Here is a 17,797-nt window from a genome sequence, read left to right as displayed (position 1 = left end):
AGATAAACGGAAGAGAAGTCCACAATTTCCTCTGAAGGGACTTCCTTTTCTCAAGAGGTAACAATATGGTTTTATCAGATATTGAAATTGCGAATTCGGTTCAAATGAAGCCCATCAAAGAGGTGGCAGAAAAGCTTGGAATTGCTGAAGACGCCCTGTCTCTTTATGGAAATTACAAGGCAAAAATCAGTGCCGGCCAACTGGAAGCCTTAAAAGACAAGCCAGACGGTAAATTGATTCTCGTGACAGCTATTTCTCCGACACCAGCCGGAGAAGGCAAGACCACGACTTCTGTCGGATTGGTCGATGCTTTGGCTGCTATCGGTAAAAAAGCCGTTATCGCTCTGCGGGAACCTTCACTCGGACCTGTCTTTGGTATCAAGGGCGGAGCTGCTGGCGGTGGGAACGCTCAAGTTGTGCCCATGGAGGATATCAACCTCCACTTCACTGGTGACTTTCATGCCATCGGTGTTGCCAACAACCTGCTGGCGGCCCTCATTGATAACCACATCCATCATGGAAATGCCTTAGGCATTGATTCTCGCCGCACCACTTGGAAGCGGGCAGTAGATATGAATGACCGGCAACTGCGCCACATTGTGGATGGCTTGCAAGGTAAAGTCAACGGTGTTCCGCGTGAAGATGGATTTGACATTACAGTTGCTTCTGAGGTTATGGCTATTCTCTGTCTGTCAGAAAATATCACTGACCTCAAGAACCGCTTGGAAAAAATCATCATTGGCTACAGCTTTGAAGGTAAGCCAGTAACTGCCAAGGATCTGAAAGCTGGTGGCGCTATGGCTGCTGTGCTCAAAGACGCTATCCATCCAAACTTGGTTCAAACTCTGGAACATACGCCAGCCTTGATTCACGGTGGACCTTTTGCCAACATTGCCCATGGCTGTAACAGTGTCCTAGCTACCAAGCTGGCTCTCAAATATGCCGACTATGCAGTCACAGAAGCTGGTTTCGGTGCTGACCTCGGTGCTGAAAAATTCATCGATATCAAGTGTCGTACATCTGGACTTCGTCCATCGGCTGTAGTTCTAGTTGCTACCATCCGCGCTCTCAAGATGCACGGCGGTGTGGCTAAGAGCGATCTGGCTGAAGAAAATGTCCAAGCCGTTGTAGATGGTCTGCCAAACTTGGAAAAACATCTGGAAAACATTCAAGATGTTTATGGCCTGCCTGCAGTCGTTGCCATCAATAAATTCCCGCTGGATACCGAAGCAGAATTGCAAGCAGTTTATGACGCCTGCCAAAAACGCGGCGTTGACGTCGTGATTTCCGACGTCTGGGCGAATGGCGGAGCCGGCGGTAAAGAGTTGGCTGAAAAAGTCGTTGAACTGGCCGAAGGAGACAATCACTTCCAATTTGTATATAATGAAGAGGACTCCATCGAGACTAAGCTGAACAAAATTGTTACTAAGGTCTATGGAGGCAAGGGCGTTCGCCTGACTCCTGCTGCTAAACGCGAGCTCAAACAACTGGAAGAGCTGGGCTTCTCCAACTATCCTATCTGTATGGCTAAGACTCAATACTCCTTCTCAGACGATGCTAAGAAACTGGGCGCACCTAAAGACTTTGTCGTGACTATCAGCCAGCTCAAAGTTTCTGCTGGTGCAGGCTTTATCGTTGCTCTGACTGGTGCAATCATGACCATGCCAGGACTGCCTAAAGTGCCGGCTAGCGAAAAGATTGATGTTGACAAAGACGGCAATATCAGCGGTTTGTTCTAATAAATACCAAAAATGACAAATGTAACCCTTTTAAGAGCAAACGATTTTCAAGTTTCCGATTGGTCGGGGGGAAAGACAAAACAGCTTTATCTTTCCCCGCCAACTGGCCACTATGGCCGGCGGGAGTTTGACTATCGACTCTCAACAGCGACTGTGGAGTTGGCTGAAAGTCAGTTTTCTGACCTCAGCGGCTTTCACCGCATTCTCATGAGCCTAGACCACACACTTCATCTCCACAATGCCAGCCGGCAGGAGGAAACGGTTCTAGCTCCCTTTACTCCCTATGTTTTTGAAGGGAGTGATTCTATAACAAGTCGGGGGACTTGTACCGACTTTAACTTAATCTACAGCGACCATTATCAGGGACTGATGATTGCCATTTCGAATGGGCTAGAGCTTAGCCGAGATGACGAAATTCAATTTATCTATGCCTTAGAGGAACTGACGGTGACAGGAACAAACCTGCCAGCGCTTAATCTAGAGGCAGAGCAGCTTCTGATAGTGGAAAAAGAGACTCAGGAAACTGAGCTGCATATAATGTTTTCGAGTAACCAGCCAAAGGGAACGCCCCTTGCTATATGGGCTGGTTTGACCCACATCCCTACTAAGTAAAGATACCATGATACCTTGTCACCATTCTATCTTTACTTGGAAAGGATCCCACATCTCTAAAGGAGAAACATTATTATGGACGCAACTAAACTCACTGCACAAGAACAAGAACAGGAAAAAGCGAAATTCAGCTTTTCCGGTGCAACTCTCTACGGTATCAATGCCGTTATCGGTTCAGGGATTTTCCTCCTACCGCAAAAGATTTATAAAGGACTTGGTCCTGCCTCTCTAGCTGTCATGCTTGGAACTGCACTCCTCGTTATTCTCTTAGCCGTCTGCTTGGCAGAAACTGCTGGTTATTTTAATAAAAATGGCGGAGCTTTCCAATATTCCAAAGCGGCCTTCGGAAACTTTGTAGGCTTTAATGTCGGTTTTCTGGGATGGGTCGTAACCATTATCGCTTGGGCCGCTATGGCAGCAGCATTTGCAAGACTTTTTGTCATCACTTTTAAAGCCTTTGAACCTTATGAACTTTTGCTCAGTGTGAGCCTGATTATTTTGCTCAGCTTGATGAATATATCTGGTCTTAAGACTTCAAAAATATTTACCTTGACTGCTACTGTAGCTAAACTCATTCCAATCGTTGCCTTTAGTTTATGCGCAATTTTCTTTATTAAATCGGGAATTGATAAAGGTAACTTCACTCCGTTTCTACAACTAGATCCTAAAGTAGATATCATGAAAGCTATCTCAAGTACAGCCATTTATATCTTCTACGGATTTATCGGATTTGAAACCATGTCTATCGTTGCTGGTGAAATGCGCAACCCAGAAAAGAATGTACCTCGGGCTATCTTAGGCTCTATCAGTATTGTATCAGTTCTCTATATGTTGATTATCGCTGGAACCATTTCCATGCTGGGCAGCCGTATCTTGCAAACAGATGCTTCTGTACAAGACGCCTTTGTTGAGATGATTGGCCCTGCTGGTGCTTGGATTATTTCCATTGGAGCACTCATCTCTATCACTGGTCTTAATATCGGAGAGTCCGTCATGGTTCCGCGTTATGGTGCAGCTATCGCAAATGAAGGCCTGCTTCCTAAGAAAATTGCAGAAACCAACTCTAAAAATGCCCCTATAGTTGCCATTATTATTTCAGGAATTCTGGCTATCGCCCTGCTCTTCTCTGGTAAGTTTGAAGAATTAGCAGCTCTCAGCGTGGTCTTCCGCTTCTTCCAATACATCCCAACTGCTCTAGCTGTACTAGTATTAAGAAAGAAATATCCAGACAAGAAAGTAGTTTTCCGCGTTCCATTTGGTCCAGTAATTCCAATTTTGGCGGTTCTAGTCAGCCTTGTCATGATTTGGGGTGAAAACCCAATGAACTATGTTTACGGCCTCATCGGTGTCCTTATCGCCAGTGCAGTATACTTTATCTATATAGTACTGATTTGTAAAAATAAAGTTCTTAAACAAGAAGGAGAATGAATCTTATGACACATGTAATTAATTTGGATGGCGAACACCTTACTTTAGAAGACGTCATCGCAGTAGCTCGTCATGGAGCCATTTGCGAAATCGACCAAGAAGCTAAGAAAGCAGTAGAAGCTTCCCGCAAAATCGTGGATGACATCGTCCGCGAAAAGCGGGTAGTCTACGGTGTTACAACTGGCTTTGGCTCTCTCTGCAATGTCAGCATCTCACCAGAAGATACGACTCAACTGCAAGAAAACCTAATTCGGACGCACTCCTCAGGCTACGGCGATCCCCTACCTGAAGATGCAGTCCGTGCGATTATGCTAATCCGGATTAATTCCTTGGTCAAGGGATATTCTGGTATCCGTCTCTCTACTGTCGAAAAGCTTCTGGAATTGCTCAATAAAGGTGTCGTGCCTTACATTCCGGAAAAAGGATCTTTGGGAGCTTCTGGTGACTTAGCTCCCCTGGCTCACATGGTTCTGCCTATGCTAGGACTGGGCCGCGCTTACTATCAAGGCCAACTGCTCTCCGGGCAAGAAGCTTTGGACAAGGCCGGTATCAAGAAAATTGCTCTAGCAGCCAAGGAAGGGCTGGCGCTGATTAACGGAACGACTGTCCTGACAGGTATCGGAGCTCTTGCTACCTACGATGCCATCCAGCTTCTTAAATTATCAGATGTCGCTGGCGCTCTTTCCATGGAAGTCCACAATGGTATTACCAGTCCTTTCGAAGAAGACTTACATACCATCCGTCCTCAAAGCGGACAGCTGGCTACAGCCCGTAATATCCGCAACCTTCTAGAAGGCAGTGGCAACACAACCGTAGCCACTCAACAGCGGGTCCAAGACCCATATACCCTGCGTTGTATTCCGCAGATTCATGGTGCCAGCAAGGACTCTATCGCTTATGTCAAGACCAAGGTTGAGATTGAGATCAATTCCGTTACAGACAACCCTATCATCACCAAGGAAGGGCATGTCATCTCAGGCGGTAACTTCCACGGTGAACCAATGGCTCAGCCATTCGACTTCCTCGGTATCGCTATTTCTGAAATCGGTAATGTCTCCGAGCGTCGTGTGGAACGTCTGGTCAACAGTCAACTGAGCAAGCTTCCATCCTTCTTGGTCAAACACCCAGGACTCAACTCTGGCTTTATGATTACCCAGTATGCTTGTGCTTCACTCGCTTCTGAGAACAAGGTCTTGTCTCATCCAGCTAGCGTAGACTCTATCCCATCTTGTGAAAACCAAGAAGACTTTGTCAGCATGGGAACTACTGCAGCACGCAAGGCAGCTGAAATTCTCAAGAATTCTCGCCGCATCGTGGCAACAGAAATCATGGCAGCCTGCCAAGCTCTGGATCTGAAACCAGAAAACCACGAACTTGGTAAAGGAACCAAGCCAGCCTACGACCTCTTCCGTCAGCATGTCCGCTTTATCGAGTTTGACAAGGATATCGAAATCTATGAAGAGCTCAACAAGGCTTCTGAGCTGATTGAAAACGAAGAATTCCTAGCAGCCGTTGAAAAGTCTGTGGACTTGAACATTCAGTTCTAAAGCTGATAACTCTGTAAAAAGTTAACATAAGAAGCCCGCTCTCGTTTAGCTGGGCTTCTTTTCCCGCCAAAAGTCATTGACAGGCTTAGCGGAAACTCTTATAATAAAGTCGCAAGTATCGTTATGGAAAAGGACAAAATCATGTTAGAAGATTACTATCAGCTAGATAACAGCTACTATCATAAGAGACTAGATGATGATTTATATGCTGCCAAATGGGGGATGGTTATTGAATTTTTGGACTTAAACGACCCTAACTTAAGACCCTTTGACGGCGTCAACTTTGCCTTGATTGGCTTCAAGAGTGATAAAGGGGTCTATATCAACCACGGCCGAGTGGGCGCTGTCGAAGGACCACAAGCTATCCGAACCCAGCTAGCCAAGCTTCCTTGGCATCTGGGCAGGAACGTCCGCGTCTTTGATGTTGGCGATATTGACGGGCCTAACCGCTCTCTGGAGCAGCTGCAGCAAAGCTTGGCTCGAGCAGTCAAACGTCTGCGAGAGCTCAATCTCCGGCCTATTGTCCTAGGAGGCGGCCACGAAACAGCCTACGGCCACTATCTGGGTCTTAAGTCGTCACTAGGACCTGACCAAGACTTGGCCGTTATCAATATGGATGCCCACTTTGATTTGCGTCCCTATGACCAGACTGGTCCTAACTCTGGAACCGGTTTTCGCCAGATGTTCGATGACACTCTGGCTCAGAAGCAGGCCTTTAACTACCTCATCCTGGGGATTCAGGAGCATAATAACAATCTCTTTCTCTTTGACTTTGTGGCAAAATCCAAGGCTATCCAGTTTCTGACTGGTATGGATATGTACCAAATGGGTTACAAGGAAGTCTGTAAGGTGGTCGATACCTTTTTGGCCGGCAAGGAGCAGGTCTATTTGACCATTGACATTGACTGCTTTGCAGCTGGTGCGGCGCCTGGTGTCAGTGCCATTCAGTCGCTCGGTGTGGATCCCAATCTAGCTGTTTTGGTCTTCCAGCACATCGCTGCCTCAGGCAAACTGATCGGCTTTGATATCGTCGAAGTCTCTCCGCCTCACGATATAGACAACCATACGGCTAATCTGGCAGCCAGCTTTGTCTTTTACCTGACCCAAGTCTGGGCGCAAGCACATGACTGATAGGCATTTAAGAACTTCATTACAAACATCAAAAGAGGATAACATAGAGTTTATCCTCTTTTATTTTGTGTTTAATGCCTGAGACAAGTTCTGGCGTAAGTTTTCTAATTCCTTGAGCTGGTGCCGGTCACGGTAGGGATTGAGCTGGCTTTTGGCCGTTTCATAGTAGGACTCAAAGTCCTGATCCAGCAAGTCTTCAAAGTCTGCTTCCTGCAAGCTGCCAGTCAGCAGGCGATACTTAATCACAGCCATCAGATAGTAAATCAGCCCCTTGTCCCGCGGATTGCCATAGCGACTAATGAGACTATCCTTTTTCCGCAGAAGATCAAGCACCGGTTGGTAATCTCCCTTCTCGCAGCCAATCAAGGCCAAATACACTTCCAACTGGGTCTCTTTCCAAGGAAAGCTAAGGGACTTCAGAGCTGTTTTGGCTTTGAGGAAAATCCGCTCCGCCTGTTCATAATCTTTCAGCTGATAATAGGTCATACCCAAGCCGATGTAGAAAGCAAAAATCGAAGGCTCTGCTGTTTTATTTTCTGTCAGCTTAATAGCCTCCTTCTGATGGGTCAGCGCAGTCGTGAAATTTCCGCGAATCTGCTCAATCTCCGCCAAATAGTCTAGAGCCGCCGCAATCTGAATCGAGTACTTGGAACGCAGCGAAGCCGTCAAGCTGAAACAATCAATAGACTGGTAGAGATGGTGAAGCGACTGCTCCTCATCTCCAATCATGAGATGATAGAGCCCCTTGAGTCGGAGATTGATAGCAATGGCCTCGTGATTGTTGGCCTGGACCGAAGCATCCAGAGCCAGCTCCGTATAGTAGCGCATCTCAGGGATATTTTCCGTCTGGATGCAGTAGTAAATCATCTGCCGATAGCCTTCTAGGAGAAAATCCATCTGCTGCAGCTCCTTGGCCGAAGCAATCACCTGCTGGATATTGTCCATCCCTTGCTGGTAATTCCCCGTCCGGATAGCATAGCGCCCTTCTAGATAGAGAAAGCGGAGAACCAATAGCTGAAAATCCTTGTGATTCTGATGTTTTCTCTCTAAGTACTCTATCTCCCGACGAATACGGTCAAATTGGTCTAAAACCGCTGATTGATTGCTATCATCCGTCTTTTCGATAAAACCAAACTCCCGCGAATAAATTGGAAATAGCTCGTGATGAAACTGCAGGGTAGCCTCGAGATAATGCAGCTCGTACTCCAGAGACTTAATGGGCTGCTTGGACATCTTGTAGTGATAGGCGATTTCATTGAGCAACTGAGCATGATAGAGAGAGTCTCCCGGCTGGTCTTCCATGCCTTGAGCAATCTGGTGATGCAGCATTCGCTTCTTGGCAAGTGACAAGCGCTCATAGGCGTAAATCCTCAAAAGCTCCTGGCTAAACCGCAGGACCAATTCCTCGCCCTGCTCCTCTTCCATCAATAGCTGCTTCTGTCCAAACTCCTCAGTGATTTCGACCACTTCTTCCATCGGCAAGCCTAATAACCTAGCTAAGAGCGAAACCGACGCAGGAGCCCTAAAACAAGCCAGATAGTCTACCAACTCCTCCTCTTGGCTACTCAAATAATCCAGCTTCAAGGACAGCTTGGCCTTGATGGCCGGAGTCAGCGGATGAAACTTCTCTCCTCGCAGGAGCTGCTCAGCATATTCCGACAGGAAGAAAGGGATGCCTTGACTGACCCGATAAATATCCTCAAGGCCTTCTTCAGATATAGCTAAATGCCCCGCCTGTGCTTGCAAATAAGCAACACTATCCTTAAAATTCAGCGGCTGCAGCTCAATAAAGCCCAGCTTATTGCGAACCAGTAGGTGATTGAAAAAATGTTCCAAATAAGAAGGAGTGCTCAGATGCTTGGTCAGCACAAAGGCCACAGGATAGCCAGTCAAATGATTCATAACCTGCTCCAAGACAGCAACGCTGGCCTTATCCATCCAGTGACAGTCCTCAATTAATATTATTAAAGCTTTTTTCTTAGAAATCTTCTGCAGAATATCCACCACAAACTGAGCAAGCTTGTCCGCATCCAAGTGAAGACCAGAAGTGCCGCCTGTCAAAATGGGAAAATAACTCTCCAAAATGACCTGCCACTGGCTGATAGAAAGAATCTGGTGCTGAATAACCAAGTCCCCCAAGCCGTCCAGCAAACCGCGCCAAGGCTGGAGTTCTGTCTTCATCTCTTCCTTGAAGCACTCAGCCATGACAATCTGGAAATACTTGGTCTGATTGGCCAAAACTTGACGAGTCACTGTCCGCTTACCAATACCAGTACCACCGACAAGGACCAGAGCACGCGCCTCCTGAGCCTCTATCACCTTAGAAAAGTAAGATTCCAAACGCTTGATTTCATCGACCCGCCCGAAAAAGTGATCCGTATTGCGCAGAAACTGCTTGGTCTTACGCTCGCTACGGTCCTTAGCAAGCACCTCATGATATAGTTGCTGAATAGGTTCCGTAGGACTAATGCCCAGTTCCTTATCCAAAATATTGACCAATTTATAATAAGTCTCAATCACCTTACCTGGCCGATCATTATCCTGATAGAGCTTCATGAGCAGATGATAGTTCTTCTCATCAAACTCATCAATGCTGATCAAGCGGCGCAAATTCCGCTCAACCTCTTCCAAATCCAGCTGGTCTTTTTCTGTTTCCAACTGTTGGTAGCAGGCTTGGATATAAAGCTGCTCATATCGCGTCCGCATCTTGGACACCCAGTAATCAAAAGCCTCGCTGTCCTTGAGATAGAAGCCCTGCAGAAAATCCCCCTGATAGAGCGACAGATGCTCCGTAGGATGGTCTGTGAAACGTTCTACATCACTTTCGATCGCACACTCGGGATTAAGCGACAGCACAGTCCGGTTGGGAGCGACAATCCATTCCCCACCTAGTAGCTTATTAGCTTGATAAATGGTGTTGCGCAGATTCTTTTTGGCGGTCTGGTTGTCCTTGTTTTCCCAAAGGATTCCTGCAATCTCCTCCCGATTGACTGCACCATTGATGTGGAGATAATAAAGCAGAGCATTGATTTTAGCAAAAGGAAAAAAGACTTCCTCCTGATTGAGAAAGACACTCGGACTTCCCAGCAATTTCAACCTCAACAGATTTTTCGACATGCAAACGCCTCCAAGAAAACTTATAGAACTAATATAAACAAAAAGAGACAGTTTGGCAAGTAAAGTATTATACCAGCCCTTAATTTCCAGTTTTTAAATTGGTTTTATTTATGATTTTTTTGTTATACTAGGATGAAAATAAAATTTTAGAAAGTTACTTATGAAGAAAAATATTGTTCTTTTCATTTTTCTCCTTCTGAGCGCGATTGGCTTAGAATACGAGACACAAGCCTATACTACTGGCAGTATGTCAGGCACTTCCTATGGGATTGTCGGACTGTCAGCCCTCTTGGCTCTGCTCTATATCGTCCCTGCCCTGCTCTTGATTCGCCAACTGGGTAAAAAATGGCAGACGCCTGCACTTAGCCTTGGGGTAGCTCTGCTAGGTGGCCTTTTCATTTCTGGCTGGACCTCTGGTTTGGCCAACACCTATATCCACGAATGGGTCAGCACCAGCTTCCCAAATACTCTGCTCAGTGACCTAGAAAATGCCATCGCAGCTCCGCTGGTTGAAGAACCCCTCAAGCTGTTGGCAGTTGCCTTCGCTGTCTACCTAGTCCCAGTCAAAAAGCTCAAATCCTTCTTGATGCTGGGTATAACGGCCGGCATGGGCTTTCAGATTAGTGAGGACTTCTCTTATATCCTCTCTGACCTGCCCGAAGGCTTCTCCTTCACTATCTCTGGTATCCTAGGCCGCATCACTGGCGGCGTTGCCTCTCACTGGCTCTACACCGCCCTAACCACTCTCGGTCTAGCGCTCATGCTACGCTATGCCAAGACTCAGAAGAACTACTTCCTAGCAGGTCTCTTCTACTTCCTAGCAGCCTTCGTTCTCCACTTCTTCTGGAACTCACCGCTGACTGCTATCGAAACAGATATCCCAATCATTGTACCGGCTATGACTGCTCTGGCTGTCTTTATCTTTTACCAAGCCTACCGAACAGCCCATAAAATCGATCAGGAAGAATTGGGAGTGCATTAATGCAAAAAAACGACCGTTATGGTCGTTTTTTTGATACATATTATAAATACGTCTTTATCTAATACTATTTTTCAGCAAATAGGATGCGGTGAAGCATGTCAACTAAACTAGTATACTGATTCTCTTGTTTATGTAAGTTTCTCAAACTTTGATAATTTACAATTAAAATGGCTAATAAACAAAAATGACGGACATCGTACAATAAACCAATCTGGTTATAATGCAATAATACTTTAAAGATATTTTTAAAATAGAAGAGAGCCACGACGCAATAGATCATACAAAGAAACATTTGCAGAAATGCTAAAAATTCTAAATTCTTGTGCAGTAGAATACGTTTCAGAATAAATGACAACACCAAAACAAGCGAGATTGACCATGACATCGATACTAGCAAGTCCAGATTAGAATGATTAATACTATCAACTGATTTCAAATCTGAGATTGACATAAAAACTTTATCATCAATCACTACCGTTGGAAAAATAAATATACCAAAGTAATAAACCAAAATGAAAATTACTTCTACCTTAAAATCTTCATCTTTAAAATTTACACTCCCACGATATTTTCTCATCACCAATTCTCCAATCTTAATTTCCCATCCTCAACAGCAAAACCTTTTTCTTCACCTTTTAAACGATAAATACCATTTGGCAAAGGCTCTTCATCATTTAACTGTTTCAATATCTTTTTTAAAATATCGGTCTTCTCATTTTCGCTCAAATTATTCTGCAAATCGATACTAACGTAAATTAGACCATTTGCAATTGCATCTTCTACAGAGAGCCCCTTTACTCCGCCAAAATTCGTATCACTTTTTTGGATATTCTCTAGTCTAGATTGATCTAGCCAATAGATGGATTGACTATCCATATAGTTATCAGAAAGAGCATTTCTCAAATTAATTTTAGCCCCTTTTAACTCAGATGACTTTTGTAACCTTTTTGCAAAATCCCTCTCAATAATTTTATACTCCTTTTTTTCTTCAAAGACTTTCTTAATTATTGATTCGTATATTTCATAACCATAATTACCCAATCCATCTCTTGAATATGCAGGCATGTTAGAAGATATTGGATAAAAAACCTCTCCTTTGTAGGCTGGCAAAATAAGATCCAACCAACTCATATTTTTTTTAATAGGAAAAGTATAAACCATACTCCCAACTTTTTCACTATAAATATAAGACACTTCCAAAGATTCCCATTTTTTTTCGTCATCAAGATTGAAGCTTTTAACTTGAACCTCTCCACTAAAATATTGAGCTTGGTAGCCTGCTTTTAGGCGACTTTCTAAATTTTTTATCCCCAAAAACCATAGCAGAAGCAGAGAAAGGAAAAAAAGGAATAATGAAATAAAACCTCGGTATACTCTTTTAATCATCATTTCTCCTCTCTTTTGACCCATGTAATCGCAGCCTTACCAGTAATATCATCTTTAATTTCCCAGTCAAATAGTTCTTTTAGTTCTTTCCTGCTAACTTTCTGAGTCCGGAGATTGATATAGAGCATTTGCTTTTCTCTAGTCCAAACTCCAACATAGTCATCATTACCATCGCCGTATAACTTTATTCTACCACTTAGCCCCACAAAACCTTGCTCATACGCAATCTCAAGCAAATCCATTGTCTCTTTTTTGATTCCTTTATGATCAAAACGATAATAGTGAATTTTAAAGTACTCATGTTGATCTTTGGTATAACCTTCATCTTTTCTTGTTCTAGAATCTTGGAAAACTATATAATGACTCCCAATATCAATTGATTCATATTCATCCTTATCGAGAGGGCGTCTTAAGGATGCAGACACAGACGGTATAGATGTAATGTAGTCAATTTCTACTATCCCCTGATTTTGACCTACGGTAAGATAATTTTCTTTTAAAACTAGTTTTTCCTCATAACTTTGGTACCAGAATCCACAGATAAAAATTGACAAGAAAAACACCACTAGTCCGATCAAATGCACATGCCACATCTGCCATTTAAAATTCTGGAATTTTTTCATTCGCTTCTCCTTATTTTCTGGATGTTTGATACTGAGCATCCAACCTTATTCGATTTATATTCTTTTTTTTATTCATCTTCCAATATTTTACCACGAATACTATCCCAAACAAATGCTTCTTGGAATTTTTCATAAGATTTTAGAAACTTTCCAATACCGCTGTTTATATATTACTTTTTAAAATAAGTCAAACTTCTCTGCTCCATCTTACATTTTATTCTACAATCTTATCTCTAATCCTCTCCCCACCGGCATTTCTATCCTATTTCCCCATGCTCTTTCCTTAAAGAAATGTTAACATTTTCTTAAAACTAACTTATATTAGGAATCTTTAAGCCGCAGTCTGTATACTTTCTACAAATCATCTAAGAAAGAGGTATGGATATGGATTATCTAGTGATTCCGGCCTATGAGCCTGATTATAATCTTATTAAGCTGATAAAAAAAATTCACCATAAAAGTGATTTTCATATCATTGTTATCGATGACGGAAGCTCTTCCAAATGCCAGATAGTCTTTGAGCAGGCAGAGCAGTACGCGACTGTGCTCCGTCATCAGGTCAATCAAGGCAAAGGTCAAGCGCTAAAAACTGCTTTTACCTTTATCCAAGCACTGAAGAACTATGGAACAGTGGTAACAGCAGATGCGGACGGCCAGCACAAGGTCTGGGATATTTTACGTGTAGCGAGCAAGGCTTCTGAAAATCCCAATCGGCTGATTCTGGGAGCACGCGCCTTTACTGGCAAGGTGCCTCTGCGTAGCCGCTTCGGCAACAGTCTGACTCGGGCTCTCTTCAAAGTCCAAACTGGCGTGAGTGTCTCCGATACTCAGACAGGCTTACGAGCCTTTACGACCAACATGATTCCCTTTATGCTAAAGGTAGAAGGGCAGCTCTATGAGTATGAAATGAACATGCTCTTAGAAGCCAGCAAGGAATATCCCATTTTGGAAGTCCCCATTGAGACGGTCTATATCAATGACAATCAAGGCTCGCACTTCCGGCCGATTCGGGATGGACTCATGATTTATAAAAATATTTTCAAATTTGCCCTGACTTCTCTCAGCAGTTTCATCGTGGACTACATCGTCTACGCACTGGCTCTCTTGTTTTTAGCTGCTGTGCCGACCAGCCTGAGAATTCTTTTAGCTAACGGGATTGCCCGCGTGACCAGCTCAATCTTTAACTATTCGACCAATAAAAAGCTGGTCTTTAAGAACGACGATAGTATACTCAAGACAGGAACTGGCTATTTCAGCCTAGCTGTAGTACTCTTTATCCTAGACACACTGCTGATTCGCCTCTTCTATGCTGTCTTTGGCCTCAATCTTCTGATTGTCAAAATCATCGTCGGCATCTTACTCTTCACCGTCTCCTGGATGGTGCAAAAGAGGTTTATTTTTAAGGAAAGGACACACACCGCATCATGAAATTTTTAAAGAAACGCTATGCCTATGCCTCCATTTTCGGGCTGCTTCTGACAGCTTCCTTCAGCTACTCTATGCTGAAAACCTTTGTCATCGCAGAGACCATTTCCACGGTTTCAAGTACGAGTTCGTCGTCCAATGCCGATGCTGCCAGCAAGGCTGCCGAAACAGCAACAGTGACAGATACCAGCTATTCAGACGACAACATCTCGGTCACGCTGACTGAAAAGACCGTCAGCAACACCCAGGTCTACATCGCTGATGTGACTGTCAGCTCATCAGAATACCTGAAAACAGCCTTTGCCCAAAACACTTACGGAAACAATGTCACCGCCAAAACCTCGGAAACAGCTGCCAACAACAATGCTATCCTAGCGGTTAACGGCGACTACTACGGAGCCAACACGACTGGCTATGTCATCCGCAACGGCGTCGTCTACCGCGATACCGTCCGAGAAGACTCTAGCAATGGTGATTTGGCTATTTACAAAGACGGCTCCTTCAAGATTATCTATGAAGATCAAGTCTCTGCCGATCAACTGGTCAAAGACGGTGTGGTCAATCTCTTGGCCTTCGGCCCATCTCTTGTAGAAAATGGCGAAATTGTCGTTGATACCAACTCCGAAGTCGGCCAGTCCATGTCTTCCAATCCACGGACAGCTATCGGTATCATTGACGAAAACCACTACATCATCATCGTTTCAGACGGACGCACCTCAGAAAGCGAGGGGCTTTCCCTCTACCAAATGGCAGAAATCATGAAATCTTACGGTGTCAAGACCGCTTATAACCTTGATGGCGGCGGATCCTCTACACTTTACTTTACCGGTCAGGTCATTAACAAACCTACAACCAACGGAAACACTATCTCAGAAAGGTCGGTGAGTGATATTGTCTACATCGGTTACTAATCCCAGCAAAAAACGTTTTAGAAAAACAGCCCTTATCTACGCACTATTAACTATTTTCTTCTTGGCTTTCAGCAGAATCTATGAATCCTTCAGCTTCGGCGAAACATCTAGCCATATGCACTATCTCTTCACCATTCCTCTGGTGGGTGGCATCCTCCTCCTGCTCTTTATGAAGGGCATCCCTAATCTCTCTCGGCTCAGCCTCAACCTCTGGAACTCAGCTGTAGCCATTATGACAGCCGGCATACTCTTCCGTGGCATCGTCAACCTATCTGGCCGCTCCACGACGCTGGATATGCCCTACTGGTACCTAGGAGCAGCCTTTGCGGCTCTGGCACTACTCTCCATGGTCTTTACTCGAAGTGAGTGGAAGGCAGAAGGGGAAATCAGTAAAAAGAGAAAAGATTTTACACATACAGAATTTGAAAGAGCATAAAAAATCATCCCCTTCAGCTAAATGGAGGGGATAAGTTCGATGTCAAAATATAAAAAATCAGATAATAATGTAAAAAAATTATTGACATAAACATGTTTCTGTATTATATATAGTATCAGAGATTTATATAAATTTAAATTGAAAAAGGTGGGAGATATTATGACTATATATAAAGGAAAAACAACTGAGGACGCAATTGAAAAAGGTTTAAAAGATTTAGCACTTGATAAAAATAAAGTTAAAATCGAAGTTAAACATCAAGGGAATACTGGAGTCTTTGGTTTATTTGCTAGTGAAGCTATAGTAGATATTAGGCCACTTACTGAAAAAGAAATTCTGAATAAAAAGTATCAGAAAATTTTTATGATTGTTGGAGTAACAATTGCAATATTTGCATTTGTTTGTATTGGTATTTTTTCGTCTTCTAAAGAGGATTCTAACGAACTTTCTTTACCAATAGAGTCAGAAAACATTAATCAAAAAAATTATAAAGTGATTGTCAGTCAACTAGAGGATACTGGTTTTACAAATGTGAAAACTGAGAAAATTGAAGATCTTATCAACGGCTGGATTATAAAAGACGGACAAATTGAAAGTGTCTCTATTCAAGGCAAGACGGAGTTTCAAAAGGGAGAAAAACTTCCTAAAAATGCTCATATTACAGTCACCTATCACACTTTTAAAAAAGAGGAAAAGAATCAAGAAGTTAATAAAAAAAAGGAAAATTCCAGTTCCTCTTCAATTGATACCAAATCATCTTCTAGCTCTTCCGAATCTTCCTCAAGCTCATCTGAATCATCAAAAAAAACTGAACCACAAACTATTACTCCTGAAAACAGTCCAGAATTTGCTGCTATCTTACAAACTGAAGATCCAACGGCAATTTCTTCTTTCGTTCAAAAATACAAAGGAAAAATAGTAGAGTTTAATGGTTATATCGCCTATTTTAATCCCCATGCTAATTATAAAACTCGCTATGATATTCTAATTTATGCAGGTGATTATCCTGGACCTGATCTTGCTACTCCTGGCCCAGCTTTTCAATTTAATGATGTTGCTCCGACCTCAGTATTTAAAAATTTCGGTGGAGATGGCGTTGGCATTGGACAAAATATGCACATAAAAGCTAGCATGAGAGAGTTTACTAAAGGAGAGCTTTTGATTCTTGAACCAGTTGAGGTAACAAAACGATAAAATAACTAGCTTTATCTTTATAGAATAAAAAAACTGGTTTCTTTATAAGAAACCAGTTTTTTTATTCACACTCATACACACTACCCGTCAGCGGGTCAATGACTTCTGCCAGCTTAAAGTGTCCCTGCTCATAATGATAATGACAGATGACGCAGTTGCCAAAGCGCACCTTAGGATCCAGAGCTTGGGCTGCAATCTTGAGATAGAAGGCCCACATGGCACCGCCGTGGCTGACGGCCAAGACTGGCTCTGCTCCTGCCTGCTCCATGACCTCAGTCAGAGTGACCAGCATGCGCTCACCGACTTGGTCCACACCTTCTCCACCATAAGGGACAAAAAGGTCTTCAAAAGAGGTGGCTCCTGGTCGAAATTTCGGCTGCAGGTGTTCGGGCTGGGCTTCAAAAAGGCCAAAGTTCCATTCTTTAATGCCTTTAAGGCGAGTATAGTCGGTCCGACCGGAGACAAGTTCTAAAGTATCAGAAGCTCGCTCCTGGGTGGAGGAGTATAGCTGACCAAAACGAATACCCAGCTCTTTCAAATAAGCTCCTGCCTGCCGGGCTTGATTCTGCCCCAGTTCTGTCAAAGGAGAGTCGCAAGCTCCCTGTACCAAGCCTTCTTGATTGAAAAAAGTCTGACCGTGCCGCATCAAGTATAAATCTTTCATTTATTTTTCCTTCCAGCTGCTAAAATCGTGACCAATCACTTCTTCTAGGTAAAATTGGTCATGTTCAAAAGTAAACTTCAAAATACCGCAATTGGTCATGCGACCTAGACTTTCCAGACGCCAATTTTTCTGCCAAGCCCTAGCAAAATTAGCCATAGCTGCACCATGAGAAACCATGAGCACGGACTGGCCATCTGTCTCTTGCATGAGCTTGAGAACGGTCGCAGCCATGCGCTCCCTGACCTGGTCCTGCGATTCACCGCCATAGGTCACAAAGAAATCTCCATAGGGCAGGGGTGGATTAAGATCCTCGCTTTCCCCTTCAAAAGTGCCAAAGTTCCACTCCTTGAGTCCCTTGACACGCTTATAGGGAATCTTACCGTCCGTTACCAATTCCAAGGTATCACAGGCCCGCTCTTGAGTAGAGCTATAAGCATCATCAAATGCAATACCGGCATCCTTAAAATATTTCCCTGCCACCTTGGCCTGATAGATGCCAAAATCAGTCAGAGGAGCATCACACCAGCCCTGCACCTTATGGCGCAGATTAAAAAGCGTCTGGCCATGCCGCATCAGATAAAGAGTTTTTGCCATCATTCACA

At 43.7% G+C, this 17,797-nt stretch carries 16 protein-coding genes; 10 read left to right on the top strand and 6 right to left on the bottom strand.

Translation table 11 applies throughout. The features are described from left to right. Positions 1–65 precede the first annotated feature (65 nt). The 5 genes from HMPREF1150_RS05785 (at position 66) to HMPREF1150_RS05805 (ending at position 6,457) form a co-directional block, all read left to right on the top strand. Complete coding sequence (locus HMPREF1150_RS05785; RefSeq protein ID WP_009659679.1) at positions 66–1,739, top strand: formate--tetrahydrofolate ligase; 1,674 nt, start codon at positions 66–68, stop codon at positions 1,737–1,739. A 12-nt stretch (positions 1,740–1,751) separates the two neighbouring features. After that, positions 1,752–2,351, top strand: a complete 600-nt coding sequence (locus tag HMPREF1150_RS05790; RefSeq protein WP_009659760.1) for a HutD family protein — start codon at positions 1,752–1,754, stop codon at positions 2,349–2,351. 75 nt (positions 2,352–2,426) lie between these two features. After that, positions 2,427–3,779: an APC family permease gene (locus tag HMPREF1150_RS05795; RefSeq protein WP_009659819.1), complete on the top strand. Its 1,353-nt coding sequence runs from the start codon at positions 2,427–2,429 to the stop codon at positions 3,777–3,779. 5 nt (positions 3,780–3,784) lie between these two features. Beyond that, positions 3,785–5,326 carry a histidine ammonia-lyase gene (gene hutH / locus HMPREF1150_RS05800; RefSeq protein ID WP_009659649.1) on the top strand — a complete coding sequence of 514 codons (1,542 nt, stop codon included), beginning with the start codon at positions 3,785–3,787 and terminating at the stop codon, positions 5,324–5,326. A gap of 141 nt (positions 5,327–5,467) precedes the next feature. After that, positions 5,468–6,457, top strand: coding sequence for a formimidoylglutamase (locus HMPREF1150_RS05805; protein ID WP_156788988.1), 990 nt, complete (start codon positions 5,468–5,470; stop codon positions 6,455–6,457). A 60-nt stretch (positions 6,458–6,517) separates the two neighbouring features. On the opposite strand, the gene HMPREF1150_RS05810 is transcribed toward HMPREF1150_RS05805, so the two are convergent. Further along, positions 6,518–9,574: an AAA family ATPase gene (locus HMPREF1150_RS05810; RefSeq protein ID WP_009659598.1), complete on the bottom strand. Its 3,057-nt coding sequence runs from the start codon at positions 9,572–9,574 to the stop codon at positions 6,518–6,520. A 160-nt stretch (positions 9,575–9,734) separates the two neighbouring features. On the opposite strand from HMPREF1150_RS05810, the gene HMPREF1150_RS05815 reads away from it, so the two are divergent. Further along, on the top strand, positions 9,735–10,556 hold the full coding sequence (locus HMPREF1150_RS05815; protein ID WP_009659612.1) for a PrsW family intramembrane metalloprotease: 822 nt from the start codon (positions 9,735–9,737) through the stop codon (positions 10,554–10,556). Positions 10,557–10,620: 64 nt separating this feature from the next. Here the strand turns inward: HMPREF1150_RS05815 and HMPREF1150_RS05820 are convergent, their stop codons facing one another. Genes HMPREF1150_RS05820 through HMPREF1150_RS05830 form a run of 3 tightly spaced genes read right to left on the bottom strand, consistent with a single transcriptional unit; the run spans position 10,621 to position 12,565 of the window. Continuing rightward, the gene (locus tag HMPREF1150_RS05820) at positions 10,621–11,133 is read right to left on the bottom strand and encodes a hypothetical protein (RefSeq protein WP_002901407.1); all 513 of its coding nucleotides are present in this window, start codon (positions 11,131–11,133) and stop codon (positions 10,621–10,623) included. Further along, on the bottom strand, positions 11,133–11,942 hold the full coding sequence (locus HMPREF1150_RS05825) for a hypothetical protein (RefSeq protein WP_009659694.1): 810 nt from the start codon (positions 11,940–11,942) through the stop codon (positions 11,133–11,135). Before HMPREF1150_RS05825 ends, HMPREF1150_RS05820 begins: the two co-directional genes overlap by 1 nt. Then, positions 11,942–12,565 carry a hypothetical protein gene (locus HMPREF1150_RS05830; RefSeq protein WP_009659712.1) on the bottom strand — a complete coding sequence of 208 codons (624 nt, stop codon included), beginning with the start codon at positions 12,563–12,565 and terminating at the stop codon, positions 11,942–11,944. Before HMPREF1150_RS05830 ends, HMPREF1150_RS05825 begins: the two co-directional genes overlap by 1 nt. Positions 12,566–12,943: 378 nt before the next feature. Here HMPREF1150_RS05830 and HMPREF1150_RS05835 point away from each other — a divergent pair, with 378 nt between their 5' ends. From HMPREF1150_RS05835 to HMPREF1150_RS05850, 4 genes are all read left to right on the top strand, one after another. Next, positions 12,944–13,993: a bifunctional glycosyltransferase family 2/GtrA family protein gene (locus tag HMPREF1150_RS05835; RefSeq protein ID WP_032905435.1), complete on the top strand. Its 1,050-nt coding sequence runs from the start codon at positions 12,944–12,946 to the stop codon at positions 13,991–13,993. Further along, positions 13,990–14,901, top strand: a complete 912-nt coding sequence (locus tag HMPREF1150_RS05840) for a phosphodiester glycosidase family protein (protein ID WP_009659627.1) — start codon at positions 13,990–13,992, stop codon at positions 14,899–14,901. Before HMPREF1150_RS05835 ends, HMPREF1150_RS05840 begins: the two co-directional genes overlap by 4 nt. After that, complete coding sequence (locus HMPREF1150_RS05845; protein WP_009659699.1) at positions 14,882–15,337, top strand: hypothetical protein; 456 nt, start codon at positions 14,882–14,884, stop codon at positions 15,335–15,337. Before HMPREF1150_RS05840 ends, HMPREF1150_RS05845 begins: the two co-directional genes overlap by 20 nt. A gap of 159 nt (positions 15,338–15,496) precedes the next feature. Beyond that, positions 15,497–16,531, top strand: a complete 1,035-nt coding sequence (locus HMPREF1150_RS05850; RefSeq protein ID WP_009659602.1) for a DUF4839 domain-containing protein — start codon at positions 15,497–15,499, stop codon at positions 16,529–16,531. 61 nt (positions 16,532–16,592) lie between these two features. Here HMPREF1150_RS05850 and HMPREF1150_RS05855 read toward each other — a convergent pair whose 3' ends face one another. After that, positions 16,593–17,195, bottom strand: coding sequence for a histidine phosphatase family protein (locus tag HMPREF1150_RS05855; RefSeq protein WP_009659673.1), 603 nt, complete (start codon positions 17,193–17,195; stop codon positions 16,593–16,595). Then, on the bottom strand, positions 17,196–17,792 hold the full coding sequence (locus HMPREF1150_RS05860) for a histidine phosphatase family protein (protein ID WP_009659686.1): 597 nt from the start codon (positions 17,790–17,792) through the stop codon (positions 17,196–17,198). Positions 17,793–17,797 lie beyond the last annotated feature (5 nt).

The sequence above is a fragment of the Streptococcus sp. AS14 genome (assembly GCF_000286495.1).
Taxonomy (GTDB): domain Bacteria; phylum Bacillota; class Bacilli; order Lactobacillales; family Streptococcaceae; genus Streptococcus; species Streptococcus sanguinis_P.
The sequence above is the reverse complement of the archived record's forward strand: the minus strand, read 5'-3'. Positions and strand labels throughout refer to the sequence as shown.

Bases quoted from the DNA above. Each gene is read 5' to 3' on its own strand.
- HMPREF1150_RS05785 (WP_009659679.1), top strand. From the start codon at position 66: ATGGTTTTATCAGATATTGAAATTGCGAATTCGGTTCAAATGAAGCCC.
- HMPREF1150_RS05790 (WP_009659760.1), top strand. From the start codon at position 1,752: ATGACAAATGTAACCCTTTTAAGAGCAAACGATTTTCAAGTTTCCGAT.
- HMPREF1150_RS05795 (WP_009659819.1), top strand. From the start codon at position 2,427: ATGGACGCAACTAAACTCACTGCACAAGAACAAGAACAGGAAAAAGCG.
- hutH (WP_009659649.1), top strand. From the start codon at position 3,785: ATGACACATGTAATTAATTTGGATGGCGAACACCTTACTTTAGAAGAC.
- HMPREF1150_RS05805 (WP_156788988.1), top strand. From the start codon at position 5,468: ATGTTAGAAGATTACTATCAGCTAGATAACAGCTACTATCATAAGAGA.
- HMPREF1150_RS05810 (WP_009659598.1), bottom strand. From the start codon at position 9,574: ATGTCGAAAAATCTGTTGAGGTTGAAATTGCTGGGAAGTCCGAGTGTC.
- HMPREF1150_RS05815 (WP_009659612.1), top strand. From the start codon at position 9,735: ATGAAGAAAAATATTGTTCTTTTCATTTTTCTCCTTCTGAGCGCGATT.
- HMPREF1150_RS05820 (WP_002901407.1), bottom strand. From the start codon at position 11,133: ATGAGAAAATATCGTGGGAGTGTAAATTTTAAAGATGAAGATTTTAAG.
- HMPREF1150_RS05825 (WP_009659694.1), bottom strand. From the start codon at position 11,942: ATGATTAAAAGAGTATACCGAGGTTTTATTTCATTATTCCTTTTTTTC.
- HMPREF1150_RS05830 (WP_009659712.1), bottom strand. From the start codon at position 12,565: ATGAAAAAATTCCAGAATTTTAAATGGCAGATGTGGCATGTGCATTTG.
- HMPREF1150_RS05835 (WP_032905435.1), top strand. From the start codon at position 12,944: ATGGATATGGATTATCTAGTGATTCCGGCCTATGAGCCTGATTATAAT.
- HMPREF1150_RS05840 (WP_009659627.1), top strand. From the start codon at position 13,990: ATGAAATTTTTAAAGAAACGCTATGCCTATGCCTCCATTTTCGGGCTG.
- HMPREF1150_RS05850 (WP_009659602.1), top strand. From the start codon at position 15,497: ATGACTATATATAAAGGAAAAACAACTGAGGACGCAATTGAAAAAGGT.
- HMPREF1150_RS05855 (WP_009659673.1), bottom strand. From the start codon at position 17,195: ATGAAAGATTTATACTTGATGCGGCACGGTCAGACTTTTTTCAATCAA.
- HMPREF1150_RS05860 (WP_009659686.1), bottom strand. From the start codon at position 17,792: ATGATGGCAAAAACTCTTTATCTGATGCGGCATGGCCAGACGCTTTTT.